Origin of the sequence: Corynebacterium sp. KPL2830 (assembly GCF_040225635.1) — a bacterium.
Lineage (GTDB): Bacteria > Actinomycetota > Actinomycetes > Mycobacteriales > Mycobacteriaceae > Corynebacterium.
On the sequence record NZ_JBEHFR010000004.1, the window covers coordinates 63,256 to 87,211 of the forward strand.

23 protein-coding genes are annotated in these 23,956 nt (G+C 62.4%); 15 read left to right on the forward strand and 8 right to left on the reverse strand.

Translation table 11 applies throughout. The features are described 5' to 3' along the window. Nucleotides 1-22: 22 nt before the first annotated feature. The gene (locus tag ABRP87_RS02570) at nucleotides 23-514 is read right to left on the reverse strand and encodes a DUF2505 domain-containing protein (protein ID WP_349862086.1); all 492 of its coding nucleotides are present in this window, start codon (nucleotides 512-514) and stop codon (nucleotides 23-25) included. A 24-nt stretch (nucleotides 515-538) separates the two neighbouring features. Between ABRP87_RS02570 and ABRP87_RS02575 the strand changes: the two genes are divergently transcribed. After that, nucleotides 539-1,666: a UDP-N-acetylmuramate dehydrogenase gene (locus ABRP87_RS02575; RefSeq protein ID WP_349867561.1), complete on the forward strand. Its 1,128-nt coding sequence runs from the start codon at nucleotides 539-541 to the stop codon at nucleotides 1,664-1,666. 209 nt (nucleotides 1,667-1,875) lie between these two features. Here ABRP87_RS02575 and ABRP87_RS02580 read toward each other — a convergent pair whose 3' ends face one another. Beyond that, on the reverse strand, nucleotides 1,876-2,352 hold the full coding sequence (locus tag ABRP87_RS02580; RefSeq protein ID WP_023025084.1) for an S-ribosylhomocysteine lyase: 477 nt from the start codon (nucleotides 2,350-2,352) through the stop codon (nucleotides 1,876-1,878). Between the two features lie 70 nt (nucleotides 2,353-2,422). Between ABRP87_RS02580 and ABRP87_RS02585 the strand changes: the two genes are divergently transcribed. Next, nucleotides 2,423-3,592 carry a YihY/virulence factor BrkB family protein gene (locus tag ABRP87_RS02585; protein ID WP_349867563.1) on the forward strand — a complete coding sequence of 390 codons (1,170 nt, stop codon included), beginning with the start codon at nucleotides 2,423-2,425 and terminating at the stop codon, nucleotides 3,590-3,592. A 50-nt stretch (nucleotides 3,593-3,642) separates the two neighbouring features. Here ABRP87_RS02585 and ABRP87_RS02590 read toward each other — a convergent pair whose 3' ends face one another. The 4 genes from ABRP87_RS02590 to ABRP87_RS02605 form a co-directional block, all read right to left on the reverse strand. After that, the gene (locus tag ABRP87_RS02590; protein WP_349867565.1) at nucleotides 3,643-5,220 is read right to left on the reverse strand and encodes an AMP-binding protein; all 1,578 of its coding nucleotides are present in this window, start codon (nucleotides 5,218-5,220) and stop codon (nucleotides 3,643-3,645) included. A gap of 11 nt (nucleotides 5,221-5,231) precedes the next feature. After that, a complete protein-coding gene (locus ABRP87_RS02595; protein ID WP_349867567.1) occupies nucleotides 5,232-6,932 on the reverse strand; it encodes a long-chain-fatty-acid--CoA ligase in 1,701 nt (566 codons plus the stop codon). Nucleotides 6,933-7,002: 70 nt separating this feature from the next. Further along, a complete protein-coding gene (locus ABRP87_RS02600; RefSeq protein WP_349867569.1) occupies nucleotides 7,003-7,572 on the reverse strand; it encodes a methylated-DNA--[protein]-cysteine S-methyltransferase in 570 nt (189 codons plus the stop codon). Nucleotides 7,573-7,594: 22 nt separating this feature from the next. After that, a complete protein-coding gene (locus ABRP87_RS02605; protein ID WP_349867571.1) occupies nucleotides 7,595-9,313 on the reverse strand; it encodes a long-chain-fatty-acid--CoA ligase in 1,719 nt (572 codons plus the stop codon). Nucleotides 9,314-9,379: 66 nt separating this feature from the next. On the opposite strand from ABRP87_RS02605, the gene mshA reads away from it, so the two are divergent. The 4 genes from mshA to ABRP87_RS02625 all read left to right on the forward strand — a co-directional run bounded on the left by mshA (nucleotide 9,380) and on the right by ABRP87_RS02625 (nucleotide 13,471). Further along, nucleotides 9,380-10,645 (forward strand): D-inositol-3-phosphate glycosyltransferase, encoded by a 1,266-nt coding sequence (gene mshA / locus ABRP87_RS02610; protein WP_349867573.1) that lies wholly within the window; start codon nucleotides 9,380-9,382, stop codon nucleotides 10,643-10,645. A gap of 41 nt (nucleotides 10,646-10,686) precedes the next feature. Further along, the gene (locus ABRP87_RS02615) at nucleotides 10,687-11,433 is read left to right on the forward strand and encodes a phosphoglyceromutase (RefSeq protein WP_349853382.1); all 747 of its coding nucleotides are present in this window, start codon (nucleotides 10,687-10,689) and stop codon (nucleotides 11,431-11,433) included. A gap of 68 nt (nucleotides 11,434-11,501) precedes the next feature. Then, the gene (locus ABRP87_RS02620) at nucleotides 11,502-12,764 is read left to right on the forward strand and encodes a sensor histidine kinase (protein ID WP_502879273.1); all 1,263 of its coding nucleotides are present in this window, start codon (nucleotides 11,502-11,504) and stop codon (nucleotides 12,762-12,764) included. Continuing rightward, complete coding sequence (locus tag ABRP87_RS02625; protein ID WP_349867577.1) at nucleotides 12,761-13,471, forward strand: winged helix-turn-helix domain-containing protein; 711 nt, start codon at nucleotides 12,761-12,763, stop codon at nucleotides 13,469-13,471. The genes ABRP87_RS02620 and ABRP87_RS02625 overlap by 4 nt, the downstream gene beginning before the upstream one ends. Nucleotides 13,472-13,503: 32 nt before the next feature. Here the strand turns inward: ABRP87_RS02625 and ABRP87_RS02630 are convergent, their stop codons facing one another. After that, nucleotides 13,504-14,403: a DUF3109 family protein gene (locus tag ABRP87_RS02630; RefSeq protein WP_349867578.1), complete on the reverse strand. Its 900-nt coding sequence runs from the start codon at nucleotides 14,401-14,403 to the stop codon at nucleotides 13,504-13,506. A gap of 33 nt (nucleotides 14,404-14,436) precedes the next feature. Between ABRP87_RS02630 and ABRP87_RS02635 the strand changes: the two genes are divergently transcribed. The 5 genes from ABRP87_RS02635 to ABRP87_RS02655 all read left to right on the forward strand — a co-directional run bounded on the left by ABRP87_RS02635 (nucleotide 14,437) and on the right by ABRP87_RS02655 (nucleotide 18,266). After that, nucleotides 14,437-15,366: a Ppx/GppA family phosphatase gene (locus ABRP87_RS02635; protein ID WP_349867579.1), complete on the forward strand. Its 930-nt coding sequence runs from the start codon at nucleotides 14,437-14,439 to the stop codon at nucleotides 15,364-15,366. 9 nt (nucleotides 15,367-15,375) lie between these two features. Beyond that, nucleotides 15,376-16,554, forward strand: a complete 1,179-nt coding sequence (locus ABRP87_RS02640; protein WP_349867580.1) for an Rv0497 family membrane protein — start codon at nucleotides 15,376-15,378, stop codon at nucleotides 16,552-16,554. A gap of 81 nt (nucleotides 16,555-16,635) precedes the next feature. After that, nucleotides 16,636-17,427, forward strand: coding sequence for a pyrroline-5-carboxylate reductase (gene proC / locus ABRP87_RS02645; RefSeq protein WP_023025097.1), 792 nt, complete (start codon nucleotides 16,636-16,638; stop codon nucleotides 17,425-17,427). A 251-nt stretch (nucleotides 17,428-17,678) separates the two neighbouring features. Then, the gene (locus ABRP87_RS02650; protein WP_005276651.1) at nucleotides 17,679-17,867 is read left to right on the forward strand and encodes a helix-turn-helix domain-containing protein; all 189 of its coding nucleotides are present in this window, start codon (nucleotides 17,679-17,681) and stop codon (nucleotides 17,865-17,867) included. A 297-nt stretch (nucleotides 17,868-18,164) separates the two neighbouring features. Continuing rightward, nucleotides 18,165-18,266 carry a 30S ribosomal protein bS22 gene (locus ABRP87_RS02655; protein ID WP_003855542.1) on the forward strand — a complete coding sequence of 34 codons (102 nt, stop codon included), beginning with the start codon at nucleotides 18,165-18,167 and terminating at the stop codon, nucleotides 18,264-18,266. Nucleotides 18,267-18,376: 110 nt separating this feature from the next. Here the strand turns inward: ABRP87_RS02655 and ABRP87_RS02660 are convergent, their stop codons facing one another. After that, on the reverse strand, nucleotides 18,377-19,414 hold the full coding sequence (locus ABRP87_RS02660; protein WP_349867581.1) for an HAD family hydrolase: 1,038 nt from the start codon (nucleotides 19,412-19,414) through the stop codon (nucleotides 18,377-18,379). Between the two features lie 97 nt (nucleotides 19,415-19,511). Between ABRP87_RS02660 and ABRP87_RS02665 the strand changes: the two genes are divergently transcribed. From ABRP87_RS02665 to ABRP87_RS02680, 4 genes are all read left to right on the forward strand, one after another. After that, entirely contained in the window at nucleotides 19,512-19,751 is a 240-nt protein-coding gene (locus tag ABRP87_RS02665) for a glutaredoxin family protein (RefSeq protein WP_349867582.1), read from the forward strand. A gap of 76 nt (nucleotides 19,752-19,827) precedes the next feature. Next, a complete protein-coding gene (locus ABRP87_RS02670) occupies nucleotides 19,828-21,162 on the forward strand; it encodes a glutamyl-tRNA reductase (protein WP_349867583.1) in 1,335 nt (444 codons plus the stop codon). After that, nucleotides 21,163-22,059 (forward strand): hydroxymethylbilane synthase, encoded by an 897-nt coding sequence (gene hemC / locus ABRP87_RS02675; protein WP_349867584.1) that lies wholly within the window; start codon nucleotides 21,163-21,165, stop codon nucleotides 22,057-22,059. It begins immediately after the preceding gene. Nucleotides 22,060-22,268: 209 nt separating this feature from the next. Beyond that, complete coding sequence (locus ABRP87_RS02680; protein WP_349867585.1) at nucleotides 22,269-23,945, forward strand: bifunctional uroporphyrinogen-III C-methyltransferase/uroporphyrinogen-III synthase; 1,677 nt, start codon at nucleotides 22,269-22,271, stop codon at nucleotides 23,943-23,945. Nucleotides 23,946-23,956 lie beyond the last annotated feature (11 nt).

A 23,956-nucleotide genomic window follows, 5' to 3' on the forward strand; every position in this document is an offset into this window, starting at 1 on the left:
AATCCTAAGGGCTGTGAGTGCCTTAGGAGTTTTCAGAAATCCACTGTTCGGTCAGCTTGCCCTCGTTATCAAAGAGCTCTGCCAGGGATTCGCCCACCTTTGGCTCGATGGCTGCGCCCATCATCGGGATCTTGACGGAGATCTCGTTGGTGTAGGTCAGCTTGGTCATCTCGCCCTCGCCGGCCAGGGAAATATCGCCCTTGAAGTCCACCGGGGTGCCCTTGACGTCTGCGGTGTAGTTGACGTCAGCGGCCTGGCCGTTGAGCTCGCCCACGGTGACCACGCGCTTGACCTTGAGATCCTGCGAGACCATGGCGCGCACTGCCTCTGGCAAGAGGGTGGTCGGCAGAACCTCGTAGAGCGTTGCTACGTTATCGGAGAAATCGTGAACCTGGCCTGCCTCCGGGGAAAGGTTTTCCACGATGTACTCCCAGTATCCCTGGGTAAGCAGCGCCTTGTGAACCATGTCGATAGGCTGATTGATGGTTACGGTGTTTTCACTACGAGTTGACATGCTTAACAGACTACCTTGGTATACGTGCTTGATAAATTTTTGACGCAACAACTCACAGCAATCGACGGCGTAGACGTGGATCCCACGGCGAGCTTTGCCGATCTCACCACCTTGCGCGTGGGGGGAAAGCCACGGGTCACGTTGCGTTGTTCGCGGCCTGAAGCAGCGGTTGCGGCACTGCGGTACCTCGCGAAAGAAAAAGTTCCTTTCATCGTGGTCGGCGGCGGTTCCAACCTGCTGGTTTCTGATGGCGAGGTTGACGTAGTCGCCGTTGTCCTCGACTTTGCTGCGGTGGACATGGATACCGAGACCGGCCTCGTGCGCGCCCAGGCAGGTGCGGTATGGGACGAGGTCGTGGCGGAATCCGTGGCGCAGTCCCTGGGAGGCATCGAGTGCCTTTCCGGAATCCCTGGCACGGTGGGCGCGGTGCCCGTGCAAAACGTGGGTGCCTATGGCGCCGAGATTTCTGAGGTCTTGACCCGCGTGCGCCTGTATAACCTGCGTACCGATGCCGATGAGTGGGTTCCCGTCTCCGATCTTGATCTGGCCTACCGCTATTCCAACCTGAAATTCACCGGCCGCGCGGTGGTGCTCGAGGTCGAATTGCAATTGACCACCGATGGGCTGTCGCGCCCACTGCGCTTTGGGCAGCTTACTGATAACCCCGGTGAGCGCCGCCCCGTCGCCCAAGTCCGCGAGGAGGTCCTCGCTCTGCGCCGCGGCAAGGGCATGGTGCTCGATGCTGCCGACCACGACACCTGGTCCGCCGGCTCCTTCTTCACCAACCCCGTGGTCGAATCCAGCATCGCTGACGCCATCCAGGACAAGGTGCGCGCCACGCTTGGCGATGCCCCCGCCGACCGCATGCCCCGCCACCCCGCCACCACTCCAGCACAGGGCGAATCGTCCCCGCGCGAGAAGCTATCGGCCGCTTGGCTTATTGATAACGCCGGGTTCACGAAGGGCTACCCCGGCTCCGGGCCGGCAACGCTATCCACCAAGCACACCCTGGCGCTGACCAATCGCGGAAACGCGAGCGCCGCCGACATCGCCGCGCTGGCCCGCACGATCCGCGATGGCGTGCGCGAAGCATTTGGCGTTGAGCTCGTGCCCGAGCCGGTGTGGCTGGGCGTATCCATGGACGAGGACTAGGCCGCGCCTCTCGCCGCGGCGGGGCCGCATCCACCAGGTTCGCGCCGGATTTAGGTCTGCACGAGCATAAAACGTCCAAAACAACCGCGTTCTTCTAATAGTCGCCCTCATTTTTGGCGAAACGCGGTTGTTTTGGACGTAATCGTTATTTGCGGCCGGCGCGGCCGGGACGGCAGACAAGCCGCCCCGGCAAAATGCCTGGCGCAGCCTTAGGCGGCCATGACCTCGAGCCACTCCGGCTTGGCGTCCAAGAACTTGCGGGCCGCATCCTGCGCGCCCTTCAAGCTGTGGTGCGCGCCCCAACCGCACTGCTCTTCGTTGGCGGCGGGAACCTCGGTGGCGGTGAGGATATCGTTCAGCGCACCCTCAACGGCGCGCAGCAATTCATCCTGCTCCATGCCGTTGGTGATGGCATAGAAGCCGGTGCGGCAGCCCATGGGTGCAAAGCCGATGAGCTTATCGGTGTAATTGCGCATAAAGTTGGCCATCATGTGCTCCACGGAGTGCAGCGCCTCCGTGTCCAAGTGCTCCTTATTGGGCTGGCAAAAGCGCAGGTCATACTTGATAATCTCGACGCCGCCGCCCAAATCGGTGCGGTCAGCCACGCGGATATAAGGCGCGCTGACGAGGCGGTGGTCGAGCTCGAAGGACTTGACGTTAATCTTTTCTTGGTTCTGTTCAGTCATACTCCCCAGCCTAATCGCTGCGAGTGTCACTTCACAGAATAGATTCTTAGGCCGCATACGCTGCGTAACTATGAGTGCCTTGGACGATGCCCCCGCAACCGGCAGCAAGCAAGCCCGGAAGCAGAATGCCCAGCAGCAAAAGATTGTGCCAAGCACCGTTACCACCCTGGTCACCGTGGAAAGCCCCGCCGCCGATGTCGATCCTTGGGCGCGCGGCAACCGCCTGCGCAAGGACAGCTGGGGCCTGGTAATGCGACGCGTGTGGGCTGATTTCTTCCACGATGCCTTAATGGACCGCGCCGCCGCGATGACCTACTTCACCCTCATGGCCTTCGCGCCCACTGTCCTGGCGGCATATTCCATTGCCACGCTGGTCTTTTCTTCGCGCCGGGGCGAAGTGGAGGCGTTGACCACGCAGTTCATCGAAACGTACGTGCCCCGTTCCATGGCGGAAGAGGCCGGAAATATCGTCAGCTCCATTATCGGTTCCACGCGGGAGGGCACGTTTGCGCTGGTGGTCTCCGTCCTGATTTCACTCTTCGCCGCCTCGGCGTATGTGCGTGCCTTCTCGCGCACCGCAAACACGGTCTACGGCCGAGTGGAGGGACGCGGCACCATCCGCACGTGGGCGTTGATGTGGGCTATTACCGTGGTCCTCGTCATCGGCGCGGTGGTGGTCCTGTGTGCCAATTTATTGCGCGATACCGTCGTGGACAGCGTCATTGAGCCCGTAGCACTCCGCCTAGGGCTGCACGGAACCGTGGACTTTTTCGGTGGCATTTTTATGCCGGTGTGGAATTGGCTGCGTTTTCCCATAACTGTCGTGGTGGCGCTGGCGCTTATTGCCGTGTGGTACCACTTTGCACCCAACGTTCGACCTAGCCGCTTCCGCTGGATCACCTTGGGCTCGGTGGTAGCGCTGCTGACTAACCTGGTGGTGTGGGGCGTATTCTCCCTCTACATCAAGTACCTGGCCGGGGTGAGCATTTACGGGGCATTCGGAACGGTCATGGCGGTATTTATGACCGTCTGGCTGTCCAATACGATGCTGATTTTGGGCATCAAGATCGATGCGGAGGTCCTGCGTGCCAAGGAGCTGCAGCTTGGATTACACGCTGAGCGCTATATTCAAGCCCCGCCGCGCTCCGAATTCGCGGCGCAGCAGCAGGTGCAGGCGAAGAAGAAACTAGAAGAGCGCTCGGGGCGCATCTTTGCCGATGCCGCCCGCGGCGAGGAATAGCCCCGCACCGGGACGTAGCCCGCGCGCCGGGAGTCCACTGCTGCCGAGGATTAGTGTGAGGACACTTCTGCCATCAAGATTTCCTGCACCTGGCGGCGGCGCAGCTTGCCCAATTGGTCGGTCGGCAATTCTTCTTGCACCACGAAATGGCGCGGGACCTTATAGCGGGCCAAGAGGCCACGGCAGTGTTCGCGCAGCGCTTCCGCGTCGAAGGCGGCACCGGGGTGGAGCACCAGGCAGGCGGCGACGTCCTCGGAACCATCGGCGCGTGGGACGCCCGCCACCGCAGCTTGGCCCACCGCGGGGTGGCTCAACAGTGCATGTTCCACCTCGCTGGGAAAGACGTTAAACCCACCGGTGATGATGACTTCTTTAATCCGGCCCACCAGCCGGAAATGTCCATCGGCCTCGCGCACACCCATATCGCCGGTGCGCAGCCAATCGCCGTGGAATGCCTCCCGCGTGGCGGCTGGATTGCCTAGGTAGCCTCCAAAAACCTGGGGGCCGCGTGCAAGTATCTCGCCGGGGGTGCCATCGGGTTGGCTGCGGTCTAGGTCATCGGGATCCCCGATGCGCAGTTCGGTATCGGCAAGCGGCTTGCCGATGGTCCCCACGCGCCGACCCTCACCAAGCGGATTAATGGTCAGCACGGGGGAAGCCTCCGTGAGCCCGTAGCCCTCGACGAGCATGCCGCTGGTGCGGTCTTGCCAGGGCTCGATGATGCGCGCGGGCAGCGATGCAGCCCCGGAAATGGCGTAGCGCACCCCGCCCAGGTCCGCGGCTGCTTCGGCGGCTGCTTCTGTTGCCGGTTCAGCGCTTGGTTCTGCGCCAGATTCGGCACCCGATTGTGTCGCTAGCTCGTTCATGGCGCGCTCATAAATGGTGGGAACACCAGGCATCCACGTTGGCCGGCGCTGCGCTAGGGCACTGACCACGGCCGCAGGGCGCGGGGAGGGCAACAGGATGATCTCGGCGGCGCAGCGCACCGCGAGCAATACGCTCATGGTGAGTCCATAGGAGTGGAACATCGGCAGCGTGGCGAGGAAACGCTCGTGGCCGGGGCGCAGATCGGCCTGGGCCTCTAATTGGATGCAGTTAGCTGCGAGGTTGCCGTGCGTGAGCAGCACGCCCTTGGGCTGGCCGGTGGTGCCGGAGGTGTAGAGGATAAGGGCGGCATCGGCAAGCGCGGCCTCGCGGTGGGGCACTGGGGCTCCGGACAGGGGAAGCGGCGCCTCCAGGGACACGGGGATCACCGTGTTGGCCAGGCCATCGACCACGGCAGCGACCTCATCCCAGACCAGGGCGATGCGGGCGCCGTGGTGGGCAAAGAGCGGGGCCAACTCGTGGGCGGTGTACTGAGGGTTGTGTTCGACTACGACCGCGCCTAGGCGCAGCACCGCGAAAAAGGCAATGAGGTGCTGCGGGGAGTTGGGCAAGACCAGCGCTACCCGGTCGCCGGGGCGGATTCCCATCTCCCGCAGGGCGCCGGCGGCAGCGGCGATACGGGTATCCAGCTCCGCGTAGCTCAGGGTCTCGCCCGCGAAAAAGGTGGCGGGACGGTGGGGGAAGTTGGCTACGGCGGTGGCGAGGAAATCCGTCAGCGTGGCGTCGTACTCGAGGTCTGACATGGTGGTTAATACTAAGCCTTCTGTTTGAGGAGATCCTGCTGCACCATGCGGCGGCGGACCTTGCCCAGCTGGTCCGAAGCCAGCTCCTCAAAGTGGTAGAAGGTGCGCGGAACCTTGTAGCGGGTCAGGCGCTCGCGGCAGAAGGATTTGAGGCCTTCTGGGTCCAAGACGGCGCCATCGCGCAGGATGAGACAGGCGACGACGTCCTCGGAGCCATCCTTGCGCGGGCGGCCCACCACGGCGACCTCCTTGACGTCTGGGTGCTTGCGCACCACCTCTTCGACTTCGGCCGGGTAGACGTTAAAGCCGCCGGTGATGATGATTTCCTTGATGCGGCTAACCAGCTTGACCCAGCCGTCCTCATCCATGGTGGCCATATCGCCGGTGCGGAACCAGCCGTTGTGGAAGGACTCCTCGGTGGCCTTTTCGTTATTGAAATAGCCCTGGAAAATCTGCGGCCCGCGAGCCAGCATCTCGCCCGGCTCGCCATCTGGCTGGGTTTCATCGAGGTTATCCGGGTTGCCAATGCGCACCTCGGTATCGGGAAAGGGCAGGCCCACATAGCCCGGGCGGCGGTTGCCGTTCATGGGGTTACCAATAAGCACGGGGGAGGTCTCGGTCATGCCGAAGCCCTCCACGAGGCGGCCGCCGGTCATGGATTCCCAGCGCTCCATCACGTCAACCGGCAGGGTAGCGGCGCCGGAGAAGGCGTTGCTGATACCGGTAAGATCCACGCTTTTTTCCTCGGCGGCGTCCATGATCTTCTCGTATAACGTGGGCACGCCCGGTAGCCAGGTGGGGGTGTGCTTCTTAACGATGTCCATGATGAGCGGCATCTGCGGGGATGGAACCAAGATGAGCTCGGCGCCGAAGTAGATGCTGAGTACGCACAGCGTGGTCATGCCGTAGGCGTGGAAGAGCGGCAAGGCAGCGAGGAAGCGCTGCTCGGTGGCGTCCATATTCGTCAGCCAGGCCTCGCCCTGCACGCAGTTGGAGATGAGGTTGCCGTGCGAAAGCAGCGCGCCCTTGGGCTTGCCTGTGGTGCCGGAGGTGTAGAGGATAAGCGCGATATCGTCCTGCGTGACCTTGGCAATCTCGAGGTCCTTGCCGTCGCCGCCGATGGCAGAACCGATAAGCGTGGACCAGGCCACGGTATTCGGGGCCGCGCCGGTTAGCTGCTCGCGCTTGGCGGCCAGCGGCGGCAGGGGAATCCGGAGCGCGAGGCGCTTGAGCGGTGGCATCGCGTCGATCATGTTGACGGACACGATGGTCTCTAGCGGGGTAGTGGCGCGAAGCTTTTCTAAGGTGGCAGCGGTTTTATCCCAGGCGATGGCCACGCGCGCGCCATGGTCCTGGAAAAGTCCCTCGAGTTCGTGGGCGGTGTAGAGGGGATTGTGCTCCACCGCGGTGGCCCCCAGCAGCTGGATGGCATAAAACGCCACCACGTGTTGGGGGCAGTTGGGCAAGACGATGGCGACCCTATCGCCAGGCCGGATGCCAAAGGCCTTAAGGCCCGCGGCGGCGGCGCGCACCTGGGCGTCTAGCTCCGCGTAGTTCTGCGTATTGCCGAAGAAGTAGGTCGCGGACTTATTCGCATTGATGCGCAGGTTATTGACGTAGTAGTCAACGATGGTTTTATCGCCGTAATCAAGCGTGGCGGGGGTCCAGTCGCTGTAGTGCTTAATCCAGGCCCGGGATTCGTATGCGGACACGCGCTGCCCTTTCGTTTGCTAAAGAAAAATATTACAAAGGGCGAGTATACCCAGAACGTGAGGAAATCCTCTAGTTTTCTTCGAGTGTCAGCAAAAAACGCTTGATATCCAGGCCACCGGCATAGCCGCCGAGCGTTCCATCGCTGCGCAGCACGCGGTGGCAGGGCCGAATAATTGGCAGGGGATTGGCACCGCAGGCGGTGCCGACCGCCCGGGTAGCAGCGGGGCGCCCCACGGCGGCGGCGAGCTCGCCATAGCTTGAGACCTCGCCGTAGCCAATGGAGTCGAGTTGCGCGTGAATTTGCGCGCGGAATTCGGTCGTCGGCACCGGGTTGAGCGGCAGGTCAAACTCACGGCGGCGCCCAGCGAAATACTCCGCGAGCTGCTCTTGCGCCGCATCTAGGATGTCTGCACCGCGCTTGTCGATGCCCCCGTGTCCTCCGCCGCTTACCTCGCCGCGAACCTTATTGGTTTCGCGGTGCCCCTTGCTTACCTCGCCGCGAACCTTATTGGTTTCGCGGTGTCCCTTGCTGGTTCCGTCGCGACCCAACTGGATCGCGACGAAGTCAACGCGGGACAGCCCGTCTGCATCTGCGGTGAGCAGCAGCGGGCCGATAGGGGTATCGATGGTGCGCAGCATGGTGGTGGGAACTCTAGGTGTTTTAGGAGTTCTTCTCTGCTTCGAGGCGGTTGATGAGGTCTTCTTGTACCTCGCGGCGGCGGATCTTGCCCATCTGGTCCTTGGCCAGTTCCTCGAAGTGGTAGAAGGTGCGCGGGACCTTGTAGCGGGTCAAGCGCTCGCGGCAGTACTCCTTGAGGCCTTCAGGGTCGAGCGCGGCGCCATCGGCAAGATCGAGGCAGGCTACGACGTCTTCGGAGCCATCGTCGCGCGGGCGGCCCACCACGGCGGCGTCGTCGACGCTGGGGTGCTCGCGCAGGATTTCTTCGACCTCGCCTGGGTAGACGTTGAAACCACCGGTGATGATGATTTCCTTGATGCGGCTGACCAAGCGGATGAAGCCGTCTTCTTCCATGATGCCCATGTCACCGGTGCGGAACCAGTCGCCGTGGAAGGCGGCGTCGGTGGCTTCCTGGTTATTGAGGTAGCCCTTGAAAATCTGCGGGCCGCGGGCCAGCACCTCGCCCTCAACGCCGTCCGGCTGGGTTTCGTCCAGGTTATCGGGGTTGGCGATGCGCACCTCGGTATCCGGGAAGGGAATGCCCACATAGCCGGGGCGGCGGTCGGTGCTCATGGGGTTGCCCACGATGATCGGCGAGCATTCGGTTAGGCCGTAGCCCTCTACGAGCAGGCCGCCGGTGGCGTTTTCCCACTTATTGACGGTCTCAGAAGGCAGGGTGGATGCGCCGGAGAAGGCCGCGCGCACGCCCTTGATCGGAACCTCTTGTTCCTCGGCGGCCTTGACGATGCGCTCGTACAAGGTAGGAACGCCCGGAACCCAGGTCGGGGTGTGCTTCTTCATCAGCTGCATGATGAGCGGGATCTGTGGCACGGGGAGAATGACCAATTCGCCGCCGATGAGCTGGGCCAAGGTGACGTTCATGGTCAGGCCATACGCGTGGAAGAAGGGGAGGGCGGCGAGCATGCGCTCTGGCTTATCGCCCAAGCCCGGCACCCATGCCTTGCCCTGGAGCAGGTTGGATACGAGGTTGCCGTGCGAGAGCATCGCACCCTTGGGGGCGCCGGTCGTACCGGAGGTGTACATCACCAGCGCGATGGTGTCTTTATCAACGTCCTCCGGGGTCTTAATATCGCTGCCGTTGCCACCGATGGCATCACCAATCAGCGCCTCCCACGGCACGGTATTTGGTGCCGGGGCAGAAAGCTGTTCGCGCTTGGCCTTGAGCGGGGGAAGCGGCAAGCGCAGCGCGGCGCGCTGCAGGGTGGGCATGGCATTGATCATGTTGATGGACACGACCGTTTCCAGGTTGGTGGTAGCCCGCAGCTTCTCTAGGGTGGGCGCGGCCTTGTCCCAGGCGATGGCGATGCGCGCGCCGTGATCCTGGAAGAGCCCCTCCAGCTCGTGGGCGGTATAAAGCGGGTTGTGCAGCACAACCTGGGCGCCGAGCTTCAAGATGGCGTAAAAGGCCGCGATGTACTGCGGGCTATTGGGGGCAACGATGGCTACGCGGTCACCGGGGCGCACGCCGAAGGCCTTCAGGCCGGCTGCGGCGGCGCGCACTTGGCGGTCCAGCTCGGAATAGTTTTGGCTGCGTCCGAAGAAATACGTGGCTGACTTATCGCCGTTGACCTTGAGATTGTTGTCATACAGGTCCAACAGGGTGGTGTTGCCATAGTCGAGGCTATGCGGCGTCCACTCCGGGTAATACTGGAGCCATGCCTTTGATTCATAAGCGGACAATGCGTGACCTTTCGGTAGCGTAGGTTATTGGCAGGGGCCAGTATAGCGCCGCTAAGATGGGTCACCATGCGCATCGCCATGATTTCTATGCATACCTCCCCCATTGAGCAGCCTGGCTCCGGGGATGCCGGCGGAATGAACGTCTACGTTTTAAATATTGCCTGCCAATTAGCCCAGCTTGGCGTCGAGGTAGATGTCTATACCCGCGCTACCCGCCCGAGCCACAAAGAAATCGTGGAAGTAGCCCCCAACTTGCGGGTGATTAACATCGTGGCAGGCCCCTTTGAGGGACTAGAAAAGGAAGATCTGCCCACCCAGCTCGCGGCCTTTTCCGGCGGAGTGATGCAATTCGCTAAATGGCAGGGCAAAAAATATGATCTCATTCATTCCCACTACTGGCTTTCCGGCCAGGTGGGGTGGCTGCTGCGCGATCTATGGGGCATCCCCCTTGTTCATACCGCCCACACCTTGGCCGCGGTGAAAAACGCCTACCGCACCGCCGAGGACACCGTGGAATCAGAGGCGCGGCGCATCTGCGAACAGCAACTGGTAGATAATGCCGATCTCCTCGTGGTCAATACCGATCAGGAAGCCCGTGACCTGGCCGAGCACTACGATGCCGAGCGCGACATTATCCGCGTGGTTTCACCAGGCGCGGACGTGGGGCTTTTTACCCCCGGCACCGACCGCAATACGGAGCGTTCCCGCCGTGAGCTGGGTATCCCGTTGCACACTAAGGTCGTGGCCTTTGTGGGGCGCCTGCAGAAATTCAAGGGGCCGGAGGTGCTCATCCGCACCGCCGCGGAGCTCTGCCGCCGTGAGCCCACCCGCGATTTTCGGGTGCTCATCTGCGGTGGACCATCTGGAGCCAATGCCTCACCGGAGGCGTATAGGGAACTGGCGCGGGAGTTGGGCGTCGAAAAGCGCGTGCGCTTTTTAGGCCCCCGCCCGCCCGAAGAGCTGGTGGGCGTGTACCGCGCCGCCGATATTGTGGCGGTGCCCAGCTACAACGAGTCCTTTGGCCTGGTGGCGCTCGAGGCCCAGGCTTCTGGCACGCCGGTCGTCGCTGCGGCCGTGGGTGGGTTGCCCATCGCCGTCGTCGATGGTGAGACCGGCCTGCTGGTACCGTCCCACGACCCGCAGGAGTGGGCGGATTCCTTGAGCCAGCTGCTTGATGATGACGCCCGGCGCATCGCCATGGGCGAGGCCGCCGTCGCGCATGCCGCGCGCTTTAGCTGGACCAACACGGCCCGAGAGTTGACGGAGATTTATGCCGAAGCCCAGCAGATTCCCGTGCCTGACTGCCACCAACGCCGGGCGATGGGAGATTAGCTTCACTGACGCGCCGGGCGGTTTCGTGGCATGCTGGAGGCATGACTAACGGAAAACTGATTCTTCTTCGTCACGGCCAATCCACCTGGAATGAATCCAACCAATTTACCGGTTGGGTCGATGTTGATCTGACAGAAAAGGGCGAGGCAGAGGCCAAGCGCGGCGGCGAGCTGCTCGCGCAAGAAGGCATCCTGCCCAACGTGCTGTACACCTCGTTGCTGCGCCGCGCCATCCGCACCGCCAATATCGCGCTGGACGCGGCCGACCGCCACTGGATCCCGGTCATCCGCAACTGGCGCCTCAATGAGCGCCACTACGGTGCGCTGCAGGGCCTGAACAAGGCTGAGACCAAGGAAGAATATGGCGAGGACCAGTTCATGGCATGGCGCCGTTCCTATGACACGCGCCCGCCCGAGCTTGCCGATGACGCCGAGTACTCCCAGGCCAACGACCCCCGCTACGCGGACTTGGACAAGGTCCCACAGACGGAGTGCCTGAAGGACGTCGTCGAGCGCTTCGTGCCCTACTTCGAGGAAGAGATCCTGCCGCGGGCTAAGAAGGGCGAGTCCGTCATGATCGCAGCGCACGGCAACTCCCTGCGCGCGTTGGTCAAGCACCTCGATGGCATTTCCGATGATGACATCGCCGGGCTGAATATTCCGACCGGTATCCCGCTGGTCTACGAGATTGCGGAGGATGGCTCCGTGGTCAACTCCGGCGGCACCTACCTGGACCCAGAGGCCGCCGAGGCCGGGGCCGCTGCCGTCGCCGCGCAGGGTGGCAAGTAACCTACCGCTGCATATAAGTCCCTGGGGAGGTGCTCCCTGGGGACTTTCTAATGGTTAGGCTTAAAGACGTGGAATTAATTTTTGTCTTTCTCGCGGGGGTGCTCGCCTGCGCGGTGGCGCTGCCATTAATTTCCCGGGTGCGCGAGCGCATGGCACGCCGCCATCGCGCCAGCGATGCCCAGGCAAACCAGGTCACTACCGTGAGCCAAGGCCTGCATCTTGCGGTTCAAGGCTCTCCCACGGCGCTGACGGTGCTCGATAGAAATCAGGAAATCATCCTGTCCAATCCCGCGGCGCACGAGATGTCCGTGGTCCACGATCGCGCCGTTAATCCGGAGATTTGGAAGACCGCGGAGCAGGTCTTTGAGGATAAGGAAACCCGCACCGTGGACCTGGCCATCCCTAAGCGCCGCACCGGGCACCGCGTCACGCAGATCAAGGCCGTTATCAAGCCGCTGACGCTAAACGATGGCCGCTTTATCATCATCTACGGCACCGATGAGAGCGAAAACGTGCGCATGGAATCCGCGCGCCGCGATTTCGTGGCCAACGTCTCCCACGAGCTGAAAACCCCGGTCGGTGGCATCGCGCTGCTGGCAGAGGCCCTGCTCCAGGACCCCGAGGATCCGGAGCACGTGAAGTACTTCGGTACAAAAGTGCAAAAAGAGGCCAACCGCATGGCGGATATGGTCAGCGAGCTTATCTCCCTGTCCAAGCTGCAGGGCGCCGAAGCGCTACCGGAGATGGAACCGCTCTACGTAGACGATCTCATTGGCGAGGCTATTTCGCGCAACCAGCTCGCAGCAGACGCGCACTCCATTAAATTGACCCAAGGGCCTTCAGAAGGCGTGCAGGTCAACGGCGACCGTTCCCTTTTGGTAACGGCACTATCCAACCTCATTTCCAACGCGATTAATTATTCGCCGGAGGAATTGCCGGTCTCCGTCTCGCAGAAAGTGGTGGGGGATGACGTCGTGCTTATCCGGGTAACGGACCGCGGCATAGGCATCCCGCCGGAGCATCAAAAGCGCGTCTTCGAGCGCTTTTTCCGCGTTGACCAAGCCCGGTCGCGGCAGACGGGAGGCACTGGCCTAGGATTAGCAATTGTCAAACACGTGGTGGCCAACCACGGGGGCAATATCAAGCTGTGGTCGCGCCCGGGCACGGGCTCTACTTTCACCATCGAGTTGCCCCTATATAAGGAAAAGAAGCCAGCGCACGAGGCTGACTTGCAGGATAATGAAGACAAGGAATCCGTCGATGCGGCGGCTCCTGGGCTTCAGCGTGCAGTAGCACGCGTTGCAGCACGTCGAAAGGATAAAGCACAATGACCACCATTCTCATCGTGGAAGATGAAGAGTCGCTGGCCGATCCGCTGGCATTCTTGCTCCGTAAGGAAGGTTTCGAGCCGATTATCGCCCTCGATGGCCCGTCCGCGCTGGAGAAATTCGCCGAAAATGACATCGACATCGTGCTGCTTGATCTCATGCTGCCCGGCATGTCTGGCACCGACGTGTGCAAGCAGCTGCGCGCCACCTCCTCCGTGCCGGTCATCATGGTCACCGCGCGCGATGCGGAAATCGACAAGGTCGTGGGCCTAGAGCTGGGCGCGGATGATTACGTCACCAAACCGTATTCCTCCCGCGAGCTCATCGCCCGCATCCGCGCCGTGTTGCGCCGCGGCAACGATCGGTCCTCCCACGCGGATGCTGCGGAGAGCAGCGAGGTAGAAGACGAGCAGATCCTGTCCGGCGGCCGCGTGAAGATGGATGTGGAGCGCCACATCGTCACCGTGGCAGACGAGCCGGTGGCCATGCCACTCAAGGAGTTTGACCTGCTGGAATACCTCCTGCGCAATGCCGGGCGCGTGCTGACCCGTGGCCAGCTCATTGATCGCATTTGGGGTGCGGATTACGTGGGCGATACCAAGACGCTAGACGTGCACATCAAGCGCCTGCGCACCAAGATTGAGGAGCACCCCTCCCGCCCGAAGCACCTGGTGACGGTGCGCGGGCTGGGCTATAAATTCGAGCTCTAGCACCGGCCAGCGCTCGCGCGCCGGCCAAAACTCTAATACCAGCCGGCTTTGATGCTGGCTGGGTGCTGGGTGAGCTGTACGCCGTGCTCGGCGGCTTCTGCGCGGGCCTGGCACTGTGCGGCCAAAATATCGTAGCTTTCGCGCCCCATGAGCGCGACGAGCTCGTCTTCGTGCGATTGCCACATTGGCAGCGGATTGGCGTGGCAGGCGCTATCGGTAGAGCAGTACCAATCAAAGTCTTCGCCGCCATTGCCCCAACCGCGGCGGTCATATTCGCCGATGGTGGTGCGTAAAATCTCCTGCCCGTCGGGGCGCTCCTCGTAGTCCTCATAGCGCCGCAGTGGCAGCTGCCAGCATACTTCCGGCTTGACCACCGTCAGCTCCTCGCCGCTATCTACAGCCCACTGGTGCAGCGCGCAGCCAGTCCCCGTTTCCCAGCCGGCGCGATTGGCAAAGATGCAGGCGCCATCCACGATGGGGGTTTTCAGCGCCGGTTCGGGCTTACCGTCCTCGCCATCAAGCTCGTCCCATTCCAACCACGGCTCTAGCTCATCGGTGTTTTCTTGAGCCAGGAACTCATCTACCCCCGCTGGGCGCAGCTGCCAGTAGCGCGCGGGCATGCGGGAAACGGCATCATAAAGCTGGTCGCGGTCTTGTTCATCGGCCATATATGCACCGTGCACGCAGCAGCCCACCTCGGGTTGGCTCTTGTCGATGCCCCGGCACGCCGACGTACCAAATTGGCAGCTGTAGTGCGATTCTACCCACGTGAGGTCGATGGAAAAGACGTGGTAAGGGTCGTTTGGGTTGGTAAATTCGAACCACTCCCGCGGAAAATCTGGGGCCTCTTCGCGTCCGGCTTTAATCGATGCCGCCGCTGGCGAACTCGCGGGAAAACCTAGGTAAACGGTGTCAGATTTTGGGCGATTCACACCTAACCACGGTAGACCTACTACGCTATTGGTGTGCGATTAGGTGTATTAGACGTCGGAAGTAATACCGTCCACCTCGTTGCGGTCGATGCCGCAATGGGGGGACGGCCTACTCCGATGAGCGATTGGAAGACCCCACTCCGGCTGGTGGAACAGCTGGATAAGAAGGGAAACATCCACGAAAAGGGCCTGAAAAAGCTCATTAGCGCCGTGGGTGAGGCAAGTGAGCTGGGGGAAAAACTCGGGTGCGCCGAACTCATCGCCTTCGCGACCTCCGCGGTCCGCTCTGCCCCTAACTCTGATGAAGTACTCGATGAGGTGGAAAAGCAGACCGGCGTGCGCCTGCAGATCCTCTCGGGCGTGGAAGAAGCGCAGCTTACCTTCCTCGCTGCCCGCCGCTGGTACGGCTGGTCCGCTGGACGCATCACCAACTTGGACATCGGTGGTGGCTCTCTGGAGCTATCCACCGGTACCGATGAGCACCCTGACCTGGCTTTCTCGCTTGACCTGGGTGCAGGGCGGCTTACCCACAACTGGTTCGATACCGATCCGCCGGAGAAAAAGAAGGTTAGTGCGCTGCGTGATTTCATCGATGCAGAGCTAGAGGATGCCGTCACCCAGATGAAGGCGATGGGGCCTGCCGGCCTAGCCGTGGGAACCTCGAAAACCTTCCGCACGCTGTCGCGGCTTACCGGCGCGGCGCCCTCGTCTGCAGGGCCATATGTCAAGCGCACATTGACCGCACCGGGCCTGCGCCAATTGATTTCATTCATCACGCGCATGACTGCAGCAGACAGAGCGGACCTTGAGGGTGTAAGTTCGAACCGATCGCACCAAATCGTCGCCGGCGCTTTGGTTGCCGAGGCAAGCATGCGAGCTCTGGGAATTGAGAAGTTAGAAATCTGCCCGTGGGCGCTGCGCGAAGGTGTTATTTTGCGCCGGACCGACAAGGGATTGGAATAGGAAGAGATCATGGCTGACGAAAAACAGTTGACCGTGGCCGAGCTGCTGGCTCGCAATAAGAAGGACCGCACGGATAAGGACGAGAAGACCTCTCGCCGCCGTCGGCGCAGCCTCGATGAAGGCGGCGTATCCGTTGCCGAGCTCACCGGTAGCCTCAAGAAGGTAAAGTCCACCCCGCCAGAGGCGAAGCATACCAACGTATCCATCGATGATGACGCCCCTGTCATCCGCGCGCCGAAGTCCAAGGACGAACAATCCGGACAGGATAAGGCTCAGCAGGCGAGCGATTCCACGGCGAAGCCGACCGGTTCCAAGCCTGCGCAAAAGCTATCCCAGCCTAAATCCACTTCCCCTAAGCCGGCCGCCGAGAAGCCTTCCGCTGGTACCCCCACCGCGTCCCCGGCCCCGAAGCAGAACGGGAAGCCGAGTGAGCCGACCGCTTCTCCCAAGCCAGCGGCGGGGTCTGCCTCGCGGCCGACGGCCAAGCCTGCCCCAGGACAGAAGGCAAACGCGCAGGCGGCAAAGAAGCCTGCGCAGTCGGAGCCAGAGGACAAGGCGAGCGCTAAGGACGCTGAGAAGAAGTCTCATCAGCCGTCCGCGGATGACACTGCGGTGATGCAGCGCATCGATAATTCGCAGTCCTCGCAGGACAAGCGCAAGGACGCTGCTGACGCCGCTGAATCCAGCGCCAAGGAAAAGGCGGGAGCAGCTGGCGCTGCCGCCGGTGCAGGTGCTGCTGCAGCGAGCGCAGCGGGAGCGAAGGCCGACGCGAAGAACTCAGCAGGCGCCAAGGATGCTAAGGACACCAAGGACGCTGGAACCAAGGGCAAGTCTGCCGCGCCAACGCAGAAGCCTGCGGCGACCGCGAAGAAATCCGACGATACCGGCGAGCTGTCCCAGGTGCGGGACGAGGAAGTCACCGAAGAGCACGAGAAGCTCAACCCCATGTCCATCGTCATCATGGTGGTTGTGGGGATCGTCTTGGCGGTCGTCATCTTCAAGGGCTTTGAAGTGCTTTGGGATAACTTCCCGCGCGTCGTCGTGGCCATCTTGGCGCTCTGCGTGACCGCAATTATGGCCGGCGTTACGCATGCGCTGCGCACCGCCCGAGATGGCTTCTCCATGTCCCTTGCGGGCATTACCGGCCTCATATTGACCTTTGGGCCACTGCTTTTGGTTATGCTTTAAACCAGCGACTGGCTGAGAACCACCCGGCTGCTTCCTAGATGGAGGTAGCCGGGTGTCGTTATTTTTGGCATGGTGGAGACTATGACAAAGATTGCAATTTTAGGTGGAGGACAAATCGGTGAGGCTTTGACCTCGGGTCTTGTGGAATCGGGTTTTAATGCTTCCGATATCACGGTGACCAACCGCACCGCCTCCCGCGGTGAAGAACTCAAGAGCAACTATGGCGTTAACGTCTCGGCGGATAATGCCGCGGCGGTCGACGGCGCGGATTATATCTTCGCGTCCGTCAAGCCTTATGCCATCCTGGACCTGCTGAGTGAGATTAACCCGGCCAAGGACGCCGTGGTGGTCTCTATGGCCGCTGGGCTGACCCTGGAGGCCTTGCAGGCCGCCGCGGGCGAGGGCGTGCCGGTCGTGCGCGTCATGCCCAATACGCCGATGCTGGTGCGCCGCGGCATGTGCACCTGTGCTGCCGGTGAGCACGTGACCGAGGCACAGATGAACGGTGTCACGGAGCTGCTCGAGGCAGTCGGTGAGGTCGCGGTCATTCCGGAAAAGAACATCGACGCCGCCACCGCGCTGGCTGGTTCTTCCCCGGCCTACTTCTTCCTCGTGGCGGAGGCGCTTGTCGATGCCGGAGTGCAGCTCGGCCTACCCCGCGATATCGCCGAAAAGCTCGCCGCACAGGCGGCTGCCGGCGCCGGCGATATGCTGGCCAACTCAGGCCGCTCGGCGACGCAGCTGCGCGCAGGCGTAACCTCGCCAGGCGGCACCACCGCTGCGGCCGTGCGCGAGCTGGAAGAGTCCGGATTGCGTGGCGCCTTCTACCGCGCCGCCGAGGCATGCTCCGATAAGGCCAAGGAACTGGGCTAGGAGCCCGCCTAATGCGGCCCGTTCCCCGCGGTGGGGGTGTATTACCTCTTGCCACGCGGGGGACCATACGGGAGCCATGAGGCGGTTGTTACGCAGCGCTTTTGGCGGTGAATTGAACAACTGCTGTGAAAAAATTTGGCACTTGGGTCGCATTAGTCACATGTTTCACGATAGGCTGGAACGAGCACGTGCGTGAAGTCCTGTGGGAGGGGAAGCCTACAGCGCGTAACGAGCTGAAGGGTTAGATAATTATGGCAAATGAAGAAAAAGGAACCTTTCTGACGATCGCGGAGGTCGCCGAAATCATGCGCGTCTCCAAGATGACTGTCTACCGTTTGGTTCACGCAGGCGAAATGCCGGCAGTCCGCGTCGGACGCTCTTTCCGCGTTCACGAGTCTGCCGTCAACGAGTACCTCGAGGCATCCGTTTACGGAGCGTAGGGTCTCGCGCCTTCAAGGCAGCGCCCACTTCTGTTGGCCACTTTTGGTCAGCGGTGGTGGGCGCTGTTTGGTTTTATCTCGCGCGGTTTATTCTTGTTCCGTGCGCTCCATTTCCGCGGGGTGCCGCCCGGGCCACTTTTGGAGACACGCTGGGGACTAGGTAAGATGGATCGCATTCGTGTCGGCACGCCGTGATGGCCCGCATATGTGCGGCCAAGGTGGCAAAGAGTGCACCTTTGCCGTTTCAGGCGCCGGCAGGTTCACAGTACGTACTAAAAGAAAGTGAGGACGCCTGTTATGGGTTCTGTCATTAAGAAGCGCCGCAAGCGCATGTCCAAGAAGAAGCACCGCAAGATGTTGCGCCGCACCCGCGTGCAGCGTCGTAAGTTGGGTAAGTAAACCCAACAGCCCACGAATCCTCCGCACCGTGCCTTAGCGCGGTGGCGGAGGATTTCTGGTTTTCGGGCCGAAGCTGCTTCTACGCTGAGAGCGCTCCGCCGCGTGCGCTGCTACTTCCGGAAATAGCGCCAGCCACCAAAAGAGAAGGCGGCCGTAAGCAGTGCTGGCAGGCCATAGGTGCGGATGGCGCGGCGGATGGAGCGGTAGTCGCGGACGATCCAGCCGCGCTTCTCTGCAATTTTGCGCAGCTTGCGGTCCGGGTTGATGGCCACGGGGGTGCCCACCATGGTGAGCATGGGCATATCGTTCGCAGAATCGGAGTACGCGGTGCACCGGTCCAAATCGAGGCCCTCGATGGTAGCGAGGGCGGCCACGGCGTGCTTTTTGCCCGGGCCGTGGAGGATATCGCCCACAAGGCGGCCGGTGAACTTGCCGTCTTCTACCTCCGCGACGGTGCCGAGGGCGCCGGTAAAGCCGAAGCGGCGCGCCAAGACCTGTGCGAGCTGGACCGGGGTAGCGGTGACCAGCCACACCTGTTGGCCGGCGGCTAGGTGCATCTCCGCGAGCTGCGTGGTGCCGGGATATGCGCGGCGGGCCAGTGAGGCTTCGACAATTTCCTCGCAGAGATCAACGAGTTCGTCCACGCTGCGGCCTTTAACAAACTCCAAGGCCTGCGCGCGGCCGGAGGCAACGTCCTTTGCATTCTCCGCGCCAGAGAGGCGGAATTTTAGTTGTTTCCAGGCCACTGGGAGTATCTCGGAGATGCGGATATAGCGCCGCCGGGCGAGACCAAAGCCGAATTCCACCAGGGAGGAACCCTGAACGAGGGTATTGTCCACGTCGAAAAAGGCGGCGGCACCCACATCAACGGGCACGTCCGGATCTTGGTCCGTGATGCGCTGGGAGCCTGCGGCATCATATGAGCCGGAGACGGAGGCTATGCCGGAGGCGAAGTCCTCGAGCTCGAGCCCAAACTCCTCTAAAGCGGCGGCAGCGGCCGCCTCACCTGCGGCGCGCTGTTCTTCCTCGCCCAAGGGGGCTAGCGCCTGGTTTTCTAGAAAGTTGCGCAGATTACCGCGCGAGGCCGTCCAATTGGCCAAAAAGTCGCGGGGAGATTCGGGGAATCCGGGGGGAGGTATAGCGGACACGAGTGGGATAAACAGCTTTCGCAAACGCGGGGTGGACTAACATGTCCATAGTAAACGTTTCCCCTGTCTGCGTCCTTATGAGGAGAATCCCGCCCCTATGTCCCAGCATGTAGTCGAGCTCATGGTGCGCCCCACCTGCGGTTCCTGTAAACGGGTAAAAGAGCAGATTACCCCCGTTATCCAGGCGGCCGGTGCCCAGCTGGAAGTGCGCAACGTGGAAGAGAGCCGCGAGCTCGAGATGGAATTTGGTGACCGCGTTCCCGTTGTAGTGATAGACGGAGAAGAATTCGCCTGCTGGGAAGTTGATAACGAAGAGTTGGCCGCGGAGCTGCGCTGACGATTCGGGTTCCGCGCCCATGCGGGGTAGTCTTTGGAACCATTGCGGTCAATCAAAAGGTTGAGGAGTGTGGAGCATGAGCGTGCTTGTAGTGGGAATGTCCCACCAATCGGCACCCGTGGCGTTGCTGGAAAAGTTGAGCATGGACGATGTGGTGCAGCATTCCGCCTGCGGGCGGCTGGTTGATGCCGAGTCCCTCACTGAGGCGATGATCATTTCCACGTGCAACCGCCTCGAGGTCTATACGGTGACCAATTCCTTCCACACCGGCGTGCAGGACGTCATCCAGGTACTCAAGGACGTCTCCCACGTCGATGAGGAAGAGCTGCGCAATTACCTCTACGTGCGCTATGCCGACGCCGCCGCGGAGCACCTCATGTCCGTTACCTCCGGCCTGGATTCGATGGTGGTGGGCGAGCAGCAGATCATCGGCCAGGTGCGTTCCGCCTACCAGTCCGCCTCCGAGCAGGGCACGGTCGGCCCGCGCATCCACGCTTTGGCGCAGTCCGCGCTGCGTGCCGGCAAGCGCGTGCACTCGGAAACGGAAATCGACAAGGCCGGCGTCTCGATGGTGACTTTCGCCTTTGACCAGGCGCTGCAGCGCCTTAATACGGAGGACCTGCAGGGCAAGTCCGCGCTCGTGCTGGGCGCCGGGGCGATGGCCTCGCTTGCGGCCACCCACGCAGGCCGGCTGAGCATCGGCGAGCTGGTGATTGCCAACCGCACCCGCGAGCGCGCCGAGCGCCTTGCCGGCCACGCTGAGGAGGCCGGGGTCCACACCCGCGTGGTGGATTTTGAGGATCGCGCCGCCGCGCTTGCCGATGTCGACCTCGCCATCTCCGCCACCGGCGCCGAGGGCTTTACCATCACCGCGTCCGACATTCCGCCCGCGCACCCGTTGATGCTCATTGATCTTTCCCTCCCACGCGATATCGATGACGCAGCAACGAAAATCGATGACGTGGACCTGGTGAATATCGAGCGCCTCAGCAAGTCCCTGTCTGCAGCAGCCACCGATGTCGCGGCCGGCACGGACCCGCACGAGCAGGCCCGCACCATTGTGGACGAGGAGCTTGCCGCCTATACCTCCGCCCAGCGCGTGCGCGATGTGGCACCGGCCGTTAGCGCCCTGCACCGCCGCGCGGCGGACCTCGTGGAGTGTGAGGCGGCCCGCTTGCAGCAAAAGCACCCGGAGCTAGAGGGCAAGCAGCTTGCCGATGTCCAAGGTGCCCTCAAGCGCGTCGCCGACAAGCTGCTGCATGAACCGACGGTGCGGGCGAAGAAGCTGGCGGCATCGGATAGCAGCTTTAGCAGCGAAAATGCCCTGCAGGAACTCTTTGGCCTGCAGCTGGAAGGCTCCGGCGTTGCCGTGGCCGTCAATGAATTGCCCACGCTGAACAAGGAGGCGTAAATGTTCCAGATCGGTACCCGAGGCTCCAAGCTCGCCACCACCCAGGCAGGACACGTCCGCGATTGGCTTATCGATGCCGGATTCGATTCCGAGCTCCACATCGTCACCACCGCCGGCGATACCAACATGGCCCCGGTCGAGCGCATCGGCGTGGGCGTATTCACCCAGGCGCTGCGCGAGGCGCTGTACAGCGGCGAATGCGATATCGCGGTGCACTCCTTCAAGGATCTGCCCACGGCCGAGGATGATCGTTTCCGTTTGGTCATCCCGCAGCGCCAGGACAGCCGCGAGGTGCTGGTTGCCCGCGATGGGATGACCTTGATGCAGCTGCCGGAAGGCGCGCGGGTGGGAACCTCGGCGCCGCGCCGCATTTCCCAGCTGGCCGCCCTGCGTCCGGACCTGGAGATCTGCCCGCTGCGCGGCAATATCGATACCCGCATGTCCAAGGTGACCGACGGCGAGCTTGATGCCGTGGTGCTGGCCTATGCCGGCCTGCTGCGCGGCGGCTACGAGGATCGGGCGAGCGATATCTTCGATCCAGAATTATTCATGCCCGCCCCAGCCCAGGGTGCGCTCGCCATCGAGGCCGCCGCCGGCACCGAGGCGGCCGCGGCACTGGACGCCGTTGTTGATGATCAAGCCACCTCCGCCGCCCTTGCCGAGCGCGCCGTTCTCGCCCGCCTCGAGGCGGGCTGCACCGCGCCCGTGGCCGCTACGTCCCGCTGGAACGGCGATCAACTCACGGTGCGCGGCGGCGTCTTTGCGCTGGATGGTTCCCGCCAATTGACCGCCACCGCCTCCGGCGCTGCGACGGACGCAGCGGAAGCGGCGGAGTTGGGCACGCGGGTCTCTGATGAGCTTTTCGCCCAAGGCGCGGCCGACCTGCTAGGTCAGTAATTTCTACTTTAAGCGCTAATAATTTAAGGTGTAGATACCATAGATCATTTTTTGCAATGATACCCGGCCCCCTTTAAGGGCATCCCAGGACGTCGCGCCTGGGATTTTGGCCGTTATGACCTTGATACCCACCGACGGCGCGGGGAGAAACACTGCAGGCGATCATGTCCGTGTGCGGTGCCGCGGGCCCAGATCTAGAAAAGAACTTTATGAGCAATGCTGTGTCAGACACCCAGTTGGGCAAGATCGTCTTCGTGGGCGCTGGTCCGGGAAACCCAGACCTGCTGACCGTCCGCGCCCGCGAAGTTCTGGCCAATAACGCTATCGCCGTGGCCGATCCGCAGGTCATGCAGGGCGTGCGCGATGCTGTCGCCACCGCGCTGCCCGTCCCACAAGAGCTGTTGGATGCCGCGGAAGAGGAATACGCGCAGATGTGCGCCGATGCTAAGGCCAAGGGCGCACGCCGCAAGCCGCCCCGCCCACCGGCACCGACAGCCGCGGTGCTCTATGCACCGGGCGAGGACATCGTAAGCCAGCTGCGCGAGTGCCTTGCCGAGGCCGATGGCGAGGACGTCATCCGCCTCGTGACCGGTAACCCGCTCAACCGCGAATCCATCAAGGCCGAAATCAACGCCGTGGCCTCCGCCGGCCTAGAGTTCCAGGTCGTGCCGGGCATGTCCCTGCCCTCGACCGTACCGTCCTTTGCCGGGCTGGCGCTCGGATCGACGTACACGGAGGCCGATGTCACCGATGGCGCCGACTGGGACGCGCTCGCCAATGCCACCCAGCCCATCGTCTTGCAGGCCACCAAGGAAGACTTGGCGGACATTTCCACCGAGCTGCAGCAGCGCGGCATGCCGGCGGAAACCGAGGCCTTTGTGACCGTCCACGGCACCACGCGCCTGCAGCGCACGTATGAGACGACGCTGGGGACCATCGCCAAGCTGGACGCGGACTTGTCCGGCCCGCTGGTGGTCACACTCGGCCGCAGCATCGATGACCGCACCAAGTACTCGTGGTGGGAAAACCGCCCGCTCTACGGCTGGCGCGTGCTGGTGCCGCGCACTAAGGAACAGGCCGGGCCGATGTCCGCGCGCCTGGCCGGCTACGGCGCCATCCCGCAGAACGTGCCGACGATTTCCATCGAGCCACCCCGCAACCCGGCGCAGATGGACCGTGCCATCAAGGGCATCGTCGAGGGCCGCTACAAGTGGATCGTCTTTACCTCCGTCAATGCCGTGACCGCCGTGTGGGATAAGATTTCCCAGCTCGGCCTGGACGCGCGCGATTTCGCCGGCGTGCACCTTGCCGCCGTGGGCACCAAGACCGCCAATGCCATCCGCGCCAAGGGCATGGTGCCGGAGCTTTTGCCGCACAAGAAGAAGCAAAACGCCGAGGGCCTGCTCGAGGTCTTTCCCAATTACGTCGAAGACATCGACGCCGTCAGCCGCGTGCTCCTGCCGCGCACAGGTATCGCCGCCGATACGCTTGTCGATGGCCTCCAGGCCCTCCAGTGGGACGTCGATGACGTCGTGGCCTACCGCACCGTGCGCGCGGCCCCGCCCTCGGCCGAAATCCGCGACATGATCAAGACCGGTGGCTTCGATGCTGTGGCCTTTACCTCCGGATCCACCGTGCGCAACCTAGTGGGCATTGCCGGCAAGCCGCACCAGCGGACGATCATTGCGTGCATCGGGCCATCGGCAAGCGCAGCAGCAGAAGAGCTGGGCCTGCGCGTCGATGTCGTGCCGGATGTTGCGGACGTGCCCGCGCTTGTCGATGCCCTCGCCAGCCACGTCGCCGCCCTTCGCGCCGCCGGTAACCTTCCCGCGCCCCGCAAGAAGCGTCGCGCGCGCAAGAAGACTACTAAGGTCGAGAAGGCGTAAGTTTTTAGTCT